17 protein-coding genes and 1 riboswitch are annotated in these 16,603 nt (G+C 48.4%); of the genes, 5 read left to right on the plus strand and 12 right to left on the minus strand.

Features of this window, described 5'->3' with window-relative positions; translation table 11 throughout:
• Positions 1-245 precede the first annotated feature (245 nt).
• Positions 246-602 (minus strand): HesB/IscA family protein, encoded by a 357-nt coding sequence (locus tag MKX74_RS22545; RefSeq protein WP_018885601.1) that lies wholly within the window; start codon positions 600-602, stop codon positions 246-248.
• A gap of 346 nt (positions 603-948) precedes the next feature.
• Between MKX74_RS22545 and mqnE the strand changes: the two genes are divergently transcribed.
• The gene (gene mqnE, locus MKX74_RS22550; protein WP_025680197.1) at positions 949-2,055 is read left to right on the plus strand and encodes an aminofutalosine synthase MqnE; all 1,107 of its coding nucleotides are present in this window, start codon (positions 949-951) and stop codon (positions 2,053-2,055) included.
• Between the two features lie 204 nt (positions 2,056-2,259).
• On the plus strand, positions 2,260-3,327 hold the full coding sequence (locus tag MKX74_RS22555; RefSeq protein WP_341179908.1) for an NAD(P)/FAD-dependent oxidoreductase: 1,068 nt from the start codon (positions 2,260-2,262) through the stop codon (positions 3,325-3,327).
• 93 nt (positions 3,328-3,420) lie between these two features.
• Here the strand turns inward: MKX74_RS22555 and MKX74_RS22560 are convergent, their stop codons facing one another.
• Complete coding sequence (locus MKX74_RS22560; protein ID WP_133570195.1) at positions 3,421-3,675, minus strand: DUF1450 domain-containing protein; 255 nt, start codon at positions 3,673-3,675, stop codon at positions 3,421-3,423.
• Between the two features lie 88 nt (positions 3,676-3,763).
• Between MKX74_RS22560 and MKX74_RS22565 the strand changes: the two genes are divergently transcribed.
• Positions 3,764-4,012, plus strand: a complete 249-nt coding sequence (locus tag MKX74_RS22565; protein WP_018885605.1) for a NifU family protein — start codon at positions 3,764-3,766, stop codon at positions 4,010-4,012.
• Between the two features lie 150 nt (positions 4,013-4,162).
• Here MKX74_RS22565 and MKX74_RS22570 read toward each other — a convergent pair whose 3' ends face one another.
• From MKX74_RS22570 to MKX74_RS22590, 5 genes are all read right to left on the minus strand, one after another.
• Positions 4,163-4,969 carry an SDR family oxidoreductase gene (locus MKX74_RS22570; protein WP_341180641.1) on the minus strand — a complete coding sequence of 269 codons (807 nt, stop codon included), beginning with the start codon at positions 4,967-4,969 and terminating at the stop codon, positions 4,163-4,165.
• A gap of 169 nt (positions 4,970-5,138) precedes the next feature.
• A complete protein-coding gene (locus MKX74_RS22575) occupies positions 5,139-5,984 on the minus strand; it encodes a MetQ/NlpA family ABC transporter substrate-binding protein (RefSeq protein WP_133570197.1) in 846 nt (281 codons plus the stop codon).
• A gap of 61 nt (positions 5,985-6,045) precedes the next feature.
• A complete protein-coding gene (locus tag MKX74_RS22580) occupies positions 6,046-6,714 on the minus strand; it encodes a methionine ABC transporter permease (protein WP_025680200.1) in 669 nt (222 codons plus the stop codon).
• On the minus strand, positions 6,714-7,730 hold the full coding sequence (locus tag MKX74_RS22585; protein ID WP_341179909.1) for a methionine ABC transporter ATP-binding protein: 1,017 nt from the start codon (positions 7,728-7,730) through the stop codon (positions 6,714-6,716). Before MKX74_RS22585 ends, MKX74_RS22580 begins: the two co-directional genes overlap by 1 nt.
• The gene (locus MKX74_RS22590) at positions 7,723-7,875 is read right to left on the minus strand and encodes a hypothetical protein (protein WP_341179910.1); all 153 of its coding nucleotides are present in this window, start codon (positions 7,873-7,875) and stop codon (positions 7,723-7,725) included. The genes MKX74_RS22585 and MKX74_RS22590 overlap by 8 nt, the downstream gene beginning before the upstream one ends.
• Positions 7,848-7,986: riboswitch (SAM riboswitch) on the minus strand. (Overlaps the previous gene by 28 nt.)
• Positions 7,987-8,267: 281 nt before the next feature.
• On the opposite strand from MKX74_RS22590, the gene MKX74_RS22595 reads away from it, so the two are divergent.
• Positions 8,268-9,077 carry a FlxA-like family protein gene (locus MKX74_RS22595; RefSeq protein WP_341179911.1) on the plus strand — a complete coding sequence of 270 codons (810 nt, stop codon included), beginning with the start codon at positions 8,268-8,270 and terminating at the stop codon, positions 9,075-9,077.
• A gap of 163 nt (positions 9,078-9,240) precedes the next feature.
• Here the strand turns inward: MKX74_RS22595 and MKX74_RS22600 are convergent, their stop codons facing one another.
• The 4 genes from MKX74_RS22600 to MKX74_RS22615 all read right to left on the minus strand — a co-directional run bounded on the left by MKX74_RS22600 (position 9,241) and on the right by MKX74_RS22615 (position 13,327).
• The gene (locus tag MKX74_RS22600) at positions 9,241-10,407 is read right to left on the minus strand and encodes a GDSL-type esterase/lipase family protein (RefSeq protein ID WP_133570199.1); all 1,167 of its coding nucleotides are present in this window, start codon (positions 10,405-10,407) and stop codon (positions 9,241-9,243) included.
• A gap of 224 nt (positions 10,408-10,631) precedes the next feature.
• On the minus strand, positions 10,632-11,357 hold the full coding sequence (locus MKX74_RS22605) for a Cthe_2314 family HEPN domain-containing protein (RefSeq protein WP_341179912.1): 726 nt from the start codon (positions 11,355-11,357) through the stop codon (positions 10,632-10,634).
• A gap of 402 nt (positions 11,358-11,759) precedes the next feature.
• Positions 11,760-12,623, minus strand: a complete 864-nt coding sequence (locus tag MKX74_RS22610; RefSeq protein ID WP_154659085.1) for a COX15/CtaA family protein — start codon at positions 12,621-12,623, stop codon at positions 11,760-11,762.
• Positions 12,624-12,982: 359 nt separating this feature from the next.
• Positions 12,983-13,327, minus strand: a complete 345-nt coding sequence (locus MKX74_RS22615) for a thioredoxin family protein (RefSeq protein ID WP_018885613.1) — start codon at positions 13,325-13,327, stop codon at positions 12,983-12,985.
• Positions 13,328-13,652: 325 nt separating this feature from the next.
• Between MKX74_RS22615 and MKX74_RS22620 the strand changes: the two genes are divergently transcribed.
• Positions 13,653-14,945, plus strand: coding sequence for a DUF2515 family protein (locus MKX74_RS22620; RefSeq protein ID WP_445667330.1), 1,293 nt, complete (start codon positions 13,653-13,655; stop codon positions 14,943-14,945).
• A gap of 4 nt (positions 14,946-14,949) precedes the next feature.
• Here MKX74_RS22620 and MKX74_RS22625 read toward each other — a convergent pair whose 3' ends face one another.
• Positions 14,950-16,587 carry a putative polysaccharide biosynthesis protein gene (locus MKX74_RS22625; RefSeq protein WP_341179914.1) on the minus strand — a complete coding sequence of 546 codons (1,638 nt, stop codon included), beginning with the start codon at positions 16,585-16,587 and terminating at the stop codon, positions 14,950-14,952.
• Positions 16,588-16,603 lie beyond the last annotated feature (16 nt).

The raw sequence follows: 16,603 nt of genomic DNA on the forward strand, positions 1-16,603 counted from the left end.
CGCTTTCTACATCCTTTAATATAGACGAAGGATTTCATGGTGATGTTCCGATTTGTTATTGGCTATTTCCTAATTTGTCATTAAATAAATAAAAAAGACACTATAAAAACAAAGCAAAAAGACCTCCATAACGTAATTAGCACGAGACTAATACGCCATAAAGGCCGCGTGATTCACAACCCTGCAACGAATTTCAGGGATTATTAAAGTCCCTCATTCAAGGTTATTGTTAATCTACAAGAACATTAGCATTCCTTGTCAGGGACACCGGCTTCTTCACGAGTACGGAAGCTAGAGCCGCAGCCGCAAGTGGCAACAGCATTCGGATTGTGGATGGTGAATCCACCCGTCATACCAGATTCCTCGAAGTCAATCTCAAGGCCGTCCAGGTAACGTAGGTTCTCCTTCTCTACAACAACCTTCATATCCTGTACATTCATATATATATCCTGATCAGATTCTTGATCGTCAAAGCCCATCGCATAAGAAAATCCCGTGCAGCCGCCTGGAGTCACGCCAAGACGCAAGAACATATTAGGCGTCTCCTGCTGAGACAGCATCTCCTTCAGCCGATCTGCCGCAGATTCCGAAATGGTAATCATGCTATTTCCTCCTTTATTTCTTCAGTTCATTTCAGTATACTCCACATACAGAAGGTCCTCAAGTCATCATTCACAACGCAAGCTGCCGCGCGAATACCCTTTTTCACAGCAATTGTATTGAACACCTGCAACGTCAGGTTTATAATAGAAACGACGCAGTAGATGAACTGTCGGAATTTTGTCAACAAGAAGTCGCTCAATCGACACATTTATCATTGTAACATTTTTCACTTATTGTGTGAGACCGTGAAGCCGGGACTAACCGACGAAAGCGGGCATCCTGTGTGCATCGTGAAGCCAGCTATTCCTTCACGCATCACCCAGCAACTTGAAGGAGGAAATTGGTATGTCCACATTAACAACACCTTTTACAGATAAACGCATGGCGGAGATCGTAGAGAAGGTACAGCAGGGTCAGCGCCTGTCTCTAGAGGACGGCATTTATTTATATGAAACGGATGATCTGCTGACGCTTGGGCAGCTTGCGAATGAAGCTAACCTGCGCAAGAACGGCAAGAAAGTATACTTCATTGAGAATATGAGTCTATACTTCACGAATGTATGCGAGGCACGCTGTGCCTTTTGTAATTTCCGGAAGGATCAGGGCGATGATGGTGCCTACACCCTCTCTGGCTCTGAAATGATTGAATATGTAGAGCAGCATATCCATCCTGGCGTTCGGGAATTCCACATTGTAGGTGGACATAATCCGCATGTTCCTTTTCAATACTATGTAGACTCCCTGAAGGCTCTGCACGAGAAATATCCGAATGTCACTCTCAAGGCCTACACGGCTGCGGAGATTGACTTCTTCACACGTATCAGTGGACTCAGCATCTCCGAGGTGCTGCATGAGCTGCGAGGTGCTGGACTGCGTTCCCTGACTGGCGGTGGTGCCGAAATCCTCAGCGATGAGTATCGCCAAAAAATGCGTGTCGACAAAGCAAATGTGGACCGCTATCTTGAAGTACACCGTACAGCCCATAACATGGGTATGCGCACGCATACGACGATGCTGTATGGCTCAGTAGAATCCTATGAAGATCGCATCAACCACATGCTGCAGGTTCGCCAGCTACAAGATGAGACGAACGGGTTCATGGTGTTCATACCGCTGTCCATGCAGCCTAAGAGCAAGAATGCCAGCATTATGCGCCGCAACTCGGCTTACGAAGATCTTAAGACAATTGCCATCAGCCGTCTGATGCTGGATAACATCGATCATATCAAGGCTTACTTCATTAACATTGGACCTCAGCTGACACAAGTGGCTCTATCCTTCGGCGCATCCGACGTGCATGGCACGATCGTTCGTGAGAAGATCAGTCACGCTGCTGGTGCACTGACTCCTGAAGGCTTGACTCGCAAAGAGCTGATCTGGCTAGTGAAGGGCGCAGGACGCATTCCCGTTGAACGGGATACCTTCTACAACGAGATCGAAGTGTACGAATAAGCCTGAAGCAGATACCTTCTAACAGGTTAAACAGGCTTTGTTCACTGGAGAGATCATGAAGCTTGGCACAGGTAATCTGACCTAACATACAGCAAGAATAAACAGAATGCAATGAATCGACTCACAAGCCATAACAGGCACGAGCCAACATGAGCTAAAGGATAAAGCCTAGTAACAGCACAACACAGAAAGGGCTGACCTGATATGAAGAAATTCGTCATTCTGGGGGGCGGCTACGGCGGCCTCACCATTGCCAAAGAATTGCTGGATAAGCACGTTCCCAAAGACATCGAGATCATCCTCGTCGATCGCATGCCCTTTCAGGGTCTGAAGACCGAGTATTATGCACTGGCTGCGGGGACTGTCTCTGATCTGGAGCTCAGAGTCTCCTTTCCGGCACATGCCGAGCTTACTCGCCGCTACGGTGAGGTTACCTCGATTGACCTGGAGAACAAGACCGTGCACTTCATGATCGGTGATCCTCTGGAGTATGACCAGCTTGTGATTGGGCTAGGCTGTACAGATCGGTTCCATAACACACCCGGTGCCAAGGAATATGCCTCTACAATCCAATCCTTCAACAGTACTCGCCAGACTTACCTACGCCTGAACGAAATCAAGCCATACGGTCAGGTGCATATTGTTGGTGGAGGATTAAGTGGCGTCGAATTGGCTGCTGAGCTTCGCGAGAGTCGCCCAGATCTTAATATTGCAATCCTGGACCGTGGAGAGCGCGTCTTAACAGCCTTTCCACAGCGATTGTCAACGTATGTCCATGCCTGGTTCAAAGAGCATCAGGTGGATACCATGTCCCATGTAGCCGTATCCCGCGTAGAAACATCTGCCATCTACAATCGGGATACGGAAATGCTGACCGATGCCGTAGTGTGGACAGCAGGGATTCAGCCTGTCAAAGCCGTTCAAGACCTGCAAGTGGCCAAGGACGCGCAAGGGCGTATATTGCTGAATGAGCTATATCAGATTCCACAGTACCCGGAGGTATACGTGGTTGGGGATTGTGCGAGCCTCCCATTCTCTCCAAGTGCCCAGGCAGCTGAAGCTCAGGGTGAGCGTATTTCCCATATTGTGAGAGCGCTATGGAAGGGAGACACTCCGCATCCACATCCGATTAGATTGCGCGGTACTCTGGGCTCCCTTGGCAAAAAGGCCGGCTTCGGCTATGGCTTCATGGGAGCGGCTTCTCTCCGCGGACGTATTCCGCGTCTGCTCAAGAGCGGTGTCTTATGGAAATCCAAGCGTCATTTCGGATAGCATCTAGGAGACAATCAGGTCAGCTGTACAACATTCGTTAACACAGTAAAGGGTTCCCCGCTTGGATGTGCTCAAGCGCGGGAACCCTTATTTTTAATCCAAATCAATCTCCAGCCATGCTTCAGCTTCCTTGATCTTGGCAATAACCGCCTCATACAGCGCATCAGCCGAATCTGCTGCCACGATCTCGCCATTGACCATAGCATAAGGCTCCATATAACATTGCCCGCAATTGGTCAGGCATCCATATTCGATCACATCATAGTCTGGATTCTCTTCCAGACGTGACATGACCTCCTCTGTACCCAGATGCATATTACTGCTGCAAAATTCGATAATTGGTCTCAATTCATTTCACCTGCTTTTCGTAAGGCCATTTTAATTTAACCTGAATTGTACTATAATAATAGGTATCAGGAAAGGAGTTGAATTCTAAATGAGCGATAACACGCAAAGCATCACCTTGTATGATGAAGTACTGGAAGTGTTGGACAAATTGCGTCCTTTCTTGCAGCGCGACGGCGGTGACGTGGAACTGGTCGATGTTGAAGACGGCATCGTGAAGCTGAAGCTGATGGGTGCATGCGGCAGCTGCCCGAGTTCAACGATCACGTTGAAAGCAGGTATTGAACGTGCCCTTCTCGAAGAAGTGGAAGGCGTTCAAGAAGTGGTACAAGTATTCTAAGATATGCCCTTGCATATTTTATGACAGAGAGTCCTGGCTTCAGCTGAAGCCAAGACTCTTTTTTTTGCGCATGTTCATGTATCCACCTGGGCTATTGGTTTTGTTGCTCTCGGCTCTCATACGAAGATGGAACCGTATTGCCCTTAGTCATCAATCCACTATTTTAGCTTGCTCCGGCTTCACTGAAGATTTACCGATGGAAGGTCGGATGGGGTCCAGCCCCCCTGAGATGTCCATAATGTTCCCAGTAATAAAATCCGAATCATCCCCGCACAAATAAGCGATGACACGGGCTACATCCTCCCCGCTGCCGGGTCTTCCTCTGGGTGTCTCTGGATCAGGCAGACTGCTGACCTCTGCGATCGTCTTTTCCTTATTATCCCCCCGAATATCACCGGGGCAGATCATATTTACAGTTATGCCAAATGGGGCCTCTTCCACTGCCAGTGTCTTCGTAAAGGATACAAGTCCTACCTTGGCTGCCGCATATACCGCTCTGTGCGGCCACGATCTCGCTTCTCCAGCATGTCCGAAGCCAAAGTGAATAATTCTTCCCCACCGCTGCTTGCGCATGTGAGGCAGCACATAATGATCCAGCAGCATGGCTCCTACGAGGTTCCCCTGTATTAGGGATTGAATCTCCGCGTGAGTATACTCGGCAAATAAACGGCGTTCACGAATAAATGGTCCTGCATTATTAATCATGATATCCACGCCGCCAAGCTCCTGCTCTACCCGGCTAATGAGTTCTTCAATCTGGTCAGGCCTCGATATATCCGCCTGTACTGTAATACACCGCACGCCCTTCATTCTGATTTGCTGCTGAAGCTCCTCCGCTTCCGCCTGACTGTGTACATAATTCAGTGCGATGTCGCAGCCCAGATCCGCCAGTTGAAGAGCCGTCATTCGACCAAGACCTTTGGCGCTTCCAGTTATAAGGGCTATTCTGTGTCTCAACATCCTTCCTCCTCTGCACAGAGAACGGTCACAGCAACAGTATATTCGATTTGGCACCTCCTCACAAGAAGAGCACCTGCCAAATCAAAAAAAGCCAGCATCCGTCGAAGCGGAGGCTGGCTGTTCTGACAACGAATAGCTGATGTTATTTCGGACCAATGATGCCAACTTAGAACGCTGGAACGATAGCACCTTGATACTTGTCTTCAATGAATTTTCTAACTTCATCGGATTGCAGCGCTTTGGCCAGCGCTTGAATTCCCTCGGAATCCTTGTTATCCGGACGGGATACAAGTAAGTTCGCATAAGGAGATTCTTTGTCCTCGATGAACAGTGCATCCTGTGTAGGATTCAATTGAGCTTCCAATGCATAGTTCGTATTGATAACGGCCAGGTCGAGATCCGGCAATTGACGCGGCAGAATGGCTGCATCGGCTTCTTTGATATCAAGATTCTTAGGGTTAGCCGTAATGTCAGCAATAGTGGAACCGACATCCGTGTTATCCTTGAGCGTGATCAGCCCTTGCTTGGCCAGCAATACCAGAGCACGTCCACCATTCGTTGCATCGTTAGGAATACCTACAATTGCTCCATCCTTCAGTTCGTCGATGGATGTAAGTTTCTGGGAATAGGCACCCATAGGTTCAACGTGTACAGATACGACTGGCACTAAGTCCATGCCGCGTGTCTCGTTCTCGCTATCCAGGTAGGGCTTGTGTTGGAAGAAGTTCGCATCCAATTGCTTATCGAATACTTGTACGTTTGGCTGTACATAATCATTGAAAGTTACTACCTGCAGACGAACACCTTGTGCTTCCAGGCTTGGCTTAATAGCTTCCAGAATTTCCGCATGCGGAACTGCTGTTGCTCCTACCTTCAGCTCGACTTGACGCGGTGCGCCTCCTGGTGTCGGCTCAGCTTCGCCTGCCGCCTGATTACCTTGGGTATTGTTGCCGCAAGCTGCGAGAACCGCCATCAAGGTAATGCTCAGTAACAATAGAGACCATTTTTTCATGTGTACCCCTCCAATGTGATTAATAAAAATAGTGACATAAGGATCTATATATATGTTTTCCTTATTTCCGTGTGTAATGCCGAACCAGACGGTCACCGACCATCTGCAGCACCTGTACAATGACAACCATCAGTGCAACGGCCACAATCATGACTGGCAGATTATACCTGTAATATCCATAGTTGATGGCTAGTGCACCCAGCCCGCCACCACCAATCATTCCCGACATCGCGGTGTAAGATACAAGCGTAACAATCGTAATTGTCAGCGCAGCCACCAGACCAGGAAGCGCCTCGCGTAGCAGGACTCGGAAAATAATCTGGGTCGTGGAGGCACCCATTGATTGGGCCGCCTCAATGACGCCTCGGTCTACCTCACGCAAGGACGTCTCCACCAAACGGGCAAAGAACGGCACGGCTCCAATGACGAGGGGTGGAATCGTACCCTCGACACCAATAGACGTGCCAACGATAAGACGCGTCAGCGGAATCAGAGCCACAATCAGAATGATGAATGGCACGGAGCGCAGAATATTTACAATGACGGATAATATATTATAGACAATCTGCAAAACGACATTAGACGAACGGCTCGTCAGAAATAGCACTACGCCCAGGGGAAGCCCCAGAAGTAAGGTGAAGAGCCCGGAGGCACCCAACATTCTCAGGGTATCGATCGTCGACTTGCTAACCTCTTCCCAATTTATCTGGGAAAAATCCAGATCCACTATCATTGCATGACCTCCACATCCAGCCCCTGGGCAGTGAGCTCGGCTATTGTCCGGCTAATATCAGGAGCAGCACCCTCAAAGCGTACGATAAGCTGGCCATAAGGCGTATCCTTCAAGGTAGAGATGGTTCCCTGCAGGATCGCAAAGTCCACACCCGTATTACGCACAGCCTTAGAGAGGATCGGATTATAGGTCTGGCTACCAAGGAACGAGATCTTCACAATCTGGGCTGAATCCTGATGGGCCGCCTGGAGAATCTTGCTAAGTTCTTGCTGCTCATCGGCTTCTCTCAGAATGAAATCTCTCGTAACCGGATGCTTCGGCTTCAAGAATACCTCGGATACAGGGCCTTGCTCAACGATCCCACCCTGATGGATAACACCTACTCGATCGCAAATGCTCTGGATGACGTGCATCTCATGCGTAATGAGCATAATAGTTAGATTAAAGCGCTGATTAATATCTCGCAGGAGCTTCAGAATAGAATTCGTCGTCTGCGGGTCAAGTGCCGAGGTTGCCTCGTCACACAGGAGCACGTCTGGATCACTTGCTAGTGCTCGTGCAATTCCTACCCGTTGCTTCTGTCCCCCGGATAGCTGAGCTGGATATTTAGAGCTATGCTGCTCCAGTCCTACCAACACCAGTAGTTCTCTCACTTTGGCATCCAGCTTAGCCGCAGGAGTGTGAACCAGTCGCAGGGGGAAGGCTACATTTTCATAGACCGTCGCAGAGGACAACAGGTTAAAATGCTGGAAGATCATGCTGATCTTACGTCTCGCCAATTGCAGCTGATTGCGCGGAAGCGCCGTCAGATTCACGCCCCCTACCCATACTTCTCCTGAGCTTGGGCGTTCGAGAAGATTCACACATCGAATCAATGTACTCTTGCCTGCACCGGAGTGACCGATGACACCGAAGATTTCACCCTTTTCTATAGTCAAGTCCAGATTGGACAAGGCGATATTTTGTTGACTTCCCTTACCGTAATACTTCGTTAATTGCTTAATTTCAATCAAGGACGTGCCCCCCTTTCTTACCTTTACCCTTTCCTGCCGTAACTGCCCCGAAATATGCATAAATAGAAGAGCCCTTATCACAGAAGGATAAGGGCTCTTGCATGAACTGCACCACTTGTCTCATCTGCCAATACAATCTATTCATAGATGTATTGTTGGAATTAGCACCATGACGTTCACCCCGCTCGTCTATACGACGGGGATAACCGGTTGCCGGGCTTCAAAGGGCCAGTCCCTCCACCACTCTCGATAAGAATTATGTTATTATAATCAGATCTCACTATCTGAATGAATACTACTTGTAAATAATCAAAATATATGAAACTAGCTTTCAGTATAGATAGTTTACACACGTTTGTCAAAGGTCAATTTTAAAAAGAAATATAGTCCAGTCAACAGATATGCTCATTTCCGCACTAATCAGAAATTAAGATGTATATTTCCCCTTAACTTTCATTTACTAACTCTTCATTAACTTCAACTAACATCCGAAAAAATTAGTATATCACTTCACTAACCTAAATAGGGGGAGAATGTATGATTTCTATCTCATCTATGTCCAAGACTAGCAGCCCTGCTCAGTCTACTTTTAGCTCGGGATACGAAAGAGAAATTCAGGGACTTCTAAAGCAAAAGATGAGGCTGAATGAACAGCTTCAAGATGTCAAGGCGAATGATGAACTGGAAGCCACCATCAAAGCTGATCGGGTCAAAACACTGACAAGTAGTATCCAGCAGTTAGATAACCAGATCGCACAGATTAAGATGGAAGAATTCCAAGAAAAAAACAAAAAAACAGAACAAGCTCAGCAACAAACTCAATCAAGCCAAGTTAAAGAGGATGGTCAAGATCCATCCATGCATCAGTTGATGAAAAAAAGTCAGACCTATGATCAATTAGGCAAGTTGGTGGGTATGCGTAAGAATGTGGAGACTTCCGTACGAACGATGGAAGGAGAAAACCGCTTTGACAGAATGGTTCTAGAACCTACTCCAGGTGCTGACTCGGGGAAATCTATCATGCTGGAAAATGCAGAGAATACGGTGCTCGCGAAAAAACGTGAGATGATACAGAAAGCAAGCTCTCAGATCAGTAAGATTGACGAGAAAATTGAGGAGTTATCCCAGAAGGCAAATGAGCCTGCTCCAGCTCAGACTGAGTCAGCCAACAAGCCTTCTTCTGAAAAAGAAGCGAACCAATTGGATGGATCCAATACAGCATCAAAGACAACATCGGAGACTGACGCATCGTCTTCTGAAGGCATACAGCCTTCGACCTCAGCAAGCCATTTGACTCATGCTGGTAGTCCAATTTCAACATCCTCCACTTTAGACGTCAGAGTCTAATACAATAAAGCTCAGAACTTAATTGGAACCGTTAAATACAATAGCTATCATGCATGATCCCCCTGGCAATGCTAACAGCCTGGGGGATATGCTTAATGAAGCTCAATGCTTCCTTCATTATAGTTCTCGGCTTGATGATCCCGACAACTCACATGATTAGGGCTTACCAGCCCTCCAGGCCCTGCCGTCTCAGATCCTCGGCTACAAGTCTGGCCAGCTGCTCAGCTCCCTGACGGTTCGGATGCAGAGTATCTCCTGGCATATAGAGATTCAGAGTCGCCTCTGGTCCAATGGAGGTAAAGTAGGCTGAGCTGAGCACATTCAGATCAACCAGCGTTACATTCTCCTCCTGTGCCAAGGCTAGCGTAGCCCCTCTGTACCATCTGTTCACGGATGAATGTACCTGATTCGCATTGAAATCTGTGGCTCTGCCTTGTGGTGTCGATAATATGACATGGGCGCCTTTGGCCTTCGCCTGAATTACCATATCCCGCATCGCTTCCTTGAATTGAGCCTCGCTGACCTGATGCTTCGCATTCGTATCATTAATGCCGAATTGCAGGATGAAGTAGTCACCAGGCTTAATATATTGTAGAACACTCTCCATCTGTCCATCATCGCGGAAGCCCCTTGCAATCTGACCACCTGTGGCCATATTACGCACCTGGAACACATCTCCATCTACATATCCTGGCAGTAATTGTCCCCAGCCGCCCTGTGCACTGCTATCCAACGGGTAATAGTTGCACACCGTCGAATCACCGCCAATGTAGATTGTACGACTCGTCGCCGGCTGACTTGATAGCTGCACGATTTCGAGCGCACTCAGTGTAAAAGCTGTCCCCTCTTTTCCCTCCGTAACTAGCAGGTTCAGTTGCCCATCGGTAACCGGGATTTGGAAGCGATCGACTGCTCCATTACCAGTCAGATTCATCAGCTGGTAGACCCCTTCCGCAGCCACACTGGCTCTGCTCGTATTACCAAGTGTAACTTTCACCTCATAAAGACCTGTTGGCAAATCCACATTAAAGGTATTGCTGCTCTTGATACCGAATTGTCTGAATTGCACCGCGTCCGACTTGACTCCTGTACCCGAGGCTGTCACATTACGCATATGCTCGGGGGTCTGGAAGCCGTATCCTTTGCTAGCAGTATAGCCATCCTCTGCCCTGACCCCCACGTATCCAGGCTCTACTGCCCCCGCTCCAAAATCAAAACGATATTCGAGCCCGGCAGCCGATGTCTGTGGAGAGAATATTCCTAATGACACTAATAAAGCGCTTACAATTATCAATACACCAACCTTTCCTTGCCTCTTTCGTCTACGCATTGCTATCTCCTCCTTCAAGATATGGATACAAGCCTAAGAAAGTAATTCGCTACTTTATTACCATTTCCTTCAATATATGATTTATTTTTTACATCAAAAAAAGACCACCTTAACGATGGCCTTTCTGTCACTTTTGCATCGCTTTATACTGCACTGCACTACACTACACAACATTACGATCATCGACTGCAACAATCCATTGTTATCATCTACTGAAGATAAGCTTAGTGGAGTTTGTTCTTCTGCGCTCTCCTCAAGAAATCATTGGTGTAGTCGAATGCAACCGTTACACTCCGACACACCATCTCCAGACCCTGCCTTAGATCCTCCAAGTGTGCATCCACATCCTCCAGTCGGATTGGACCGAACAAGGCTCTATGCCTTTGCCACAGATCATCCTGCATTTCAGGACTCATATGATGGACCTCGATATTTCGACGCTTGCGCAATCGGTCCATCGGCGCCCTGTACTGATCCTTCAGATCAAACAGACGGTCTGCAAGTGTACCGTGTACCTTCAGATATTTGAACTGACGAAGCACCGTGTAGTAGGAATAATGTGCTTTTACACGGGTTGTATTGAGATCGTACAGATCATTTAACAGATTACCAAGTTTATCGAGCATGGAGAATACCCGTATGAATCCATCTTTGTAAAAATAGACATACCTTGAGTAATCGGGCTGATCGCTTGCAGACATCTGATCTCCTGCTCCCGCCTTCACCTTTGAACGAAAGTAACCAGCGACGAAGGTGCTCTGCTCCAACTCATCCAGGGAAGATATCAGGCCTCGGGTCAGAATATCCGTCTTACGGTCCTCATGGGAAGGATCACCATGCTTGTGTATCCGCCGCTGCAACAGCTGCAACGTCTCGTTCATGCTGTTCATGGCTTCCAGCAGGACTCCTTCGTCCTTACGGGGCTCCTCCCCAACTAACGTACGCAGCAATCTACTCGCCCCTTCCTCACTCTCACATGTCAGTATTATTAAAATGATTACTCTCAGCTATCCATAAGCTTGATGCTGTCTCCATGGCGTACCTCGGACAGATCACCCTTGTGGATTTATAGCCCACGTAAGACTGGTATCCTTATATCAGCTCGTTAGGTGCGAAATGATGGAAGGCAGCGAATACAAGCGACAAAGCTTAAGATACCGTTCTCAAGCTTACCTTATATCATGTCCTTGATCCGTCCCCGCTCATTCCCCCAATGCCTTAAATACCTATGACAAAGTCCACGAGAAACTCGCGGACTTTGTCAGTACTATATTCATTATAGCTACACAGTTACTTAGAGGCAAAACGAATTCTGAACGAGTACTTTCCAGCAAGGCTACAGCTTACTAGCCCTACTCCAGTGCCGCTTTCTTCATCCGTTCCGGTGAGAGCTGCCATACGCGGAAGCTCATATAGCACAGAATGGCAAAGGCAGCCGCAATAATAACCATGTGGGACAGCACGACGAACATGTAGATCTCCGGTCTGCCCGCTACAACCAGCAGAATCATACCTACGATGACCTGCAGCAGCAGCAAGAGCGCTGAAGCGACCCCCAGCATACGAAGATCACGATGATCAGGATGCTTGTGATACGCGAAGTGGCCGACGATCAGAATAACAACGAACAGTAATCCACCTGAGATCTGATGAATCGACAGCGGTGCAATCCCGAGGAAATCATTGATGTTCTTGGTCGTAGCATGGGTCAGAAATGCTCCTGTATACACAGCCAAGTACGTGTAGATCGTAGAGCCCCATACAAGCCAACGGAAGCCTTTCTTGACCGGAGCTCCTTGCGTTCGCTTGCTCTTGGCCGAATCCGATGCCTCCTGCCACACTCCCAGCGTCATCATCGTGGCACTTGCGAAAGCAATGAGCGCGAATCCGAAATGCAGCGCCATAACTGCCGTGGACTGAGAGAACACGACCGCGAACGCTCCCATGATGCCCTGTATGATGACAAAAGCCAGTGTCAGGCCAGAGAACACTCGCAAATCCGTACGGCGTTTGCGGAATACCAGCATAAATCCGGCAAAGCTCGATAATGACAACAATCCAGCCATTGCGCTAACGAAGCGGTGTGAATATTCAATCACCGAAGCGACCGTGTGCGCAGGCACCAGCTTGCCGTTACAGGTCGGCCATTCCTGACCGCAGCCCAGACCTGAGTCCGTCCGTGTGACGACACCGCCACCAAAGGTAGCCAAAAACATAAATAAACAAGTTATTAGCGCCAACCATTTCAAGATTTGAGTACCCTTCAATTTGTTCTCACCTACAGCTTTATATTTTTTTGGTGAATGTTATGAAAACTTAACTAAAATAATTATAACTGATAGATTCATCACAGACATGGTTAGATTGTGACAAAACATGAACGACTATCACGAGATGACCAAACCAAAAAGGCCATCCCCACTTTGCTAAGCAAGGATGCCTTCCTGTCATTTGCTACGCATTTGCATTTGCATACGCATACGCATTCGCATTTGCCTCATACATCAGATGAGGTCCATCTATCCTTTTGTCTGCCATCAAATCACAAGCTACCGTCCTACAAGCACTCGTTGGATTACAGAGTCATCGCTCCATGCACCTCTGATGCCCGATCCAGAAATTGTTCAATTTCTTCTCTGGATTTGCGCAGCCTGTTCACCAGACGAACGAGCTCTTGGCCGTTGCTAAAAGCGATGAAGCTTGGAATCCCCAGCACATTATGTGCTTCACTGATTCCTTCCGTATGCTCTACATCCACTTCAATCAAAGTGAGCTGATTCGCATATTTTTCCTCCACCTCAGGCATGAAGGGATCTATGAATTTACAATCACCGCACCAGTCGGCTTTGAATACAGCTACAGTTAGACCGGGCTTCTGAATTAATTCGTCAAATTGGTCCTTGTTACTTACTTTTAGCATGAGATATTCCACCTTTCAGTTCAATTGAGCATTTCCTAGGGAACAATAATTCTGTGGACATTAATCCTACGGGCAATAGCTCTGCCTTCTGCATGCATCATGTAGCGTGGCTACCTACTTGCTGGTATCAGCTACCAATAACCCTCATTATTATTGTACCCGTAATTATACAATTTGCACAGCGCTCGCACATTCTCATCTAAAAGTTCATACCGGTTCTTGCTGTCAGGGTTAATCAGGGTCAAACAAGCCATACTTAGAATAACATGATCTCAGTGCCGGCTGATGTTAACCACTCCAATCCAGGCCAGGCAGGAAAGGAAGGATCAAGATGTCGGATTGGCTCCACCAGATTGCTGTCGGATTCCGTGATACGCTTCGTCTTGCACGGACCATCCCCCAAGCTCTTGAACACAAGTGGACGGGTACTCAGGCGGCCTGGTCCGCATCACGCAGATTGCGCTTGCCCATCCGCCCTATCCCTTGGAACCATGAAGCTGCCGAAGCCGCTTTGCAGGAGCTGGAGCTGTTCCTTCCCTACCTTGGCCGTAACATTCGCCATTGCTCTACCGAGCATACCTTGTGCCAGCAGGATCAAGAGGTGCTTGAGCTCATTCAACATGATACAGCGCAACATAATCGTAGCAATATTACACGCACCGCTGCTTATCTGGACTGTTATCAAGCCTACCCTGAGCTGCATTGGGCACTACTAGCACATCTTGTCTCCCGTAACGGGGGGTATAACATGACAGATCTGAAAGGCGGACTGCTACAGGACCTTCTATCAGATCAGGACCGAAGTTCTCTCTACCGATTGTTGGAACGCAGCAATGCGCTCATTTTCCAAGATGCCTATCCCCAGCTTCAGTTGTATGCACACAGCAGGCGACTGGGACGGAGTTGCTTCCATCTGCTCCCTCACTTCCATATCTCTGCCTTCATGCATCCTTTCTGGGAACGCTTCTGGACGAAGCGCGATAGTGTCATGCTAAGCGTTGCTCTTATTATTAATGAGCAGTATTATATCGAGGGTCGAGTTATCCAGCATCCCTATTTCCAGAAACATGTTACCAGTACACTAGGGTTCAAAATGAATCAATGGCTGCAATTGAACCAGGTGCTCTTTCCCCTTGGGGTAAATGGTCACCTCGCCGGGCTTGTGCTGGAGCAATTCGGTAGCCTTAGCAAACGGATTGCTTTCGGTAAGCAACTCTACGGCATGCTATTCGGTTACAAGCAAGTACTTGAACAGGTCACTTCCTTTGTTAATCAGGTCCCACATGAAGGCTCTCGAAGCGAATATTGGCCCGGATTATTCACCCCGCATATGCAACAAGCGCTGCGCTCTCCTGTAGAGAGTGCAGCGCTTGTATCCTCGCAATGGTTGCCAGAAGGGCAGAGACTATATAGTCCCAAGCTTCATGAGGTGTGGACGGATACCACCTATGAGCCCATTCCACATTATGACTGGTATCAACAACGGATGGTCATGAGTTACTTAACCAAGCCTCGCAGGCCACTCTTGTTCGAGATCAGCCATGAGCATCGCTTCGGAATTCAGAAGCTCGCTTGGGCTCATGATGCCGAAGCGAATCTCACCTTGCCAACAAGCTAATAGCCTACTCCCTGCCAGCCTCGGACTGAGCTTGTCCACGCTGCAGCCGCATCAACGGCCTGAGCAGCTTCTGGATAATCCGTGGATAGCCTGCGAGCTCTTCTCTGGTAATCACTCGCAGCACAATCATCAGAACAACAAAGGCAAGTGCAACTGTCGCACCCGACACTCCGCAAGCCAAGAAGAAGACCAGACGCGAAGGAGTTGCTCCGAAGGGGAGTAGTGTTAATACATTCATACCATAGCCTGCAGCCGCTGATATGACGACCGTCACGAGCAGGCCTGGCCATTTGCGTCCCAGAATAGAGAATGGAACGATGCCCTTGAGCACACGGATGTTAAGCAATGTAATGACCAGGAAGCACAATGCAGTCGCGGCAATGATCCCGTACACATCGAACCAGATCGACAGAATCCAGCTTGCAGCGAGCTTCACTACCAGGCCGACCATGACATGAATGGTAGAGATATTGGGCTTGCCCATCCCGATGAGCATGGAATTACTGGTCATCATCGTAATCTGGAAAATGGTCCCCAAGGTCAAGGCGGCAATAATTCCGCTCCCGCTCAGGTCCTTGAATAGCAATCCATTAATGGAATAAGCTGCCGTAGTGAGTGCAATAACAATCGGCAGACCGCTCAAAATAGAAATACGCAATGCCAAGGTCATCTGACCGCGCAGATGATCCATATCCTTGCGTGCAAAGGCTGCTGACACGACTGGAAGCAACGATTGGCTAAGGGCTATGGCAAGAATAGGCGGAATACCAGCTACACTCTGAGCCTTGGCACCGAGTACAGCGAGTGCTCCAGTTGCACTGGCCTCGCCGATTTTGTCCACCAATAGCGTCTTCAAGATCGATGTATCAATAAAATATACAGCAGGTACTGCGAGTGAGGATAATACAATCGGGATCGACAGGGTAAAAATGTCCTTGTAGATCCGCAGTAATGGAATGGGTGCTCCCAATGCTTCACCTGTCCCGCTCTTTCGGTCCTCACGGCGCAGCTTGAAGGTGAAGTATAGCATAACCGCGAAGGCTCCAATGCTGCCAATCACCCCGCCGAAGGATGCACCAGCAGCACTAAACTCTTCATTATAGCCTGCCTGCACCAGCATGTACCCTAACAGGATCGCTACCCCAACTCTGGCGAATTGCTCGACGATTTGCGAGATGCCGCCAGCCGTCATGTTGCCTCGTCCCTGAAAATAGCCACGCATCATGGCAATAGCCGGGAACAGCAGCAGGGCAGGTGCTAACGCACGTATGGCGAGTGCAGCCTCAGGCTGCTTGATGACATTGGTCGCATAATAGGGCGCTCCCACATACAGCAGTATCGTCATGATTATACCTGCGCCGACAGCAAAGAGCAGAGCCGCCTGATAGATTCTTGCGGCCTCATGCGGTCGATTCAAGGCATAGCGCTCCGACACCATTTTGCTTAAAGTGCTGGGAATACCCGCTGTCGCCACGGTAAGCAGCATCAAATATACAGTATTGGAGGCTGTGAATGCCACGTTACCGACATCTCCGAACATGTGCTCCAAGGGCACTCGTTGCACGAGGCCCAAGACTCTGGCCACCAGCGCTGCGGCAGCCAGAATCAGTGTTCCTCTTATAAAGGATTCCTTCTTAGACAATAGTCGTACCTTCCTC

The organism is Paenibacillus sp. FSL K6-1230 (assembly GCF_038002385.1).
GTDB lineage: Bacteria > Bacillota > Bacilli > Paenibacillales > Paenibacillaceae > Paenibacillus > Paenibacillus massiliensis.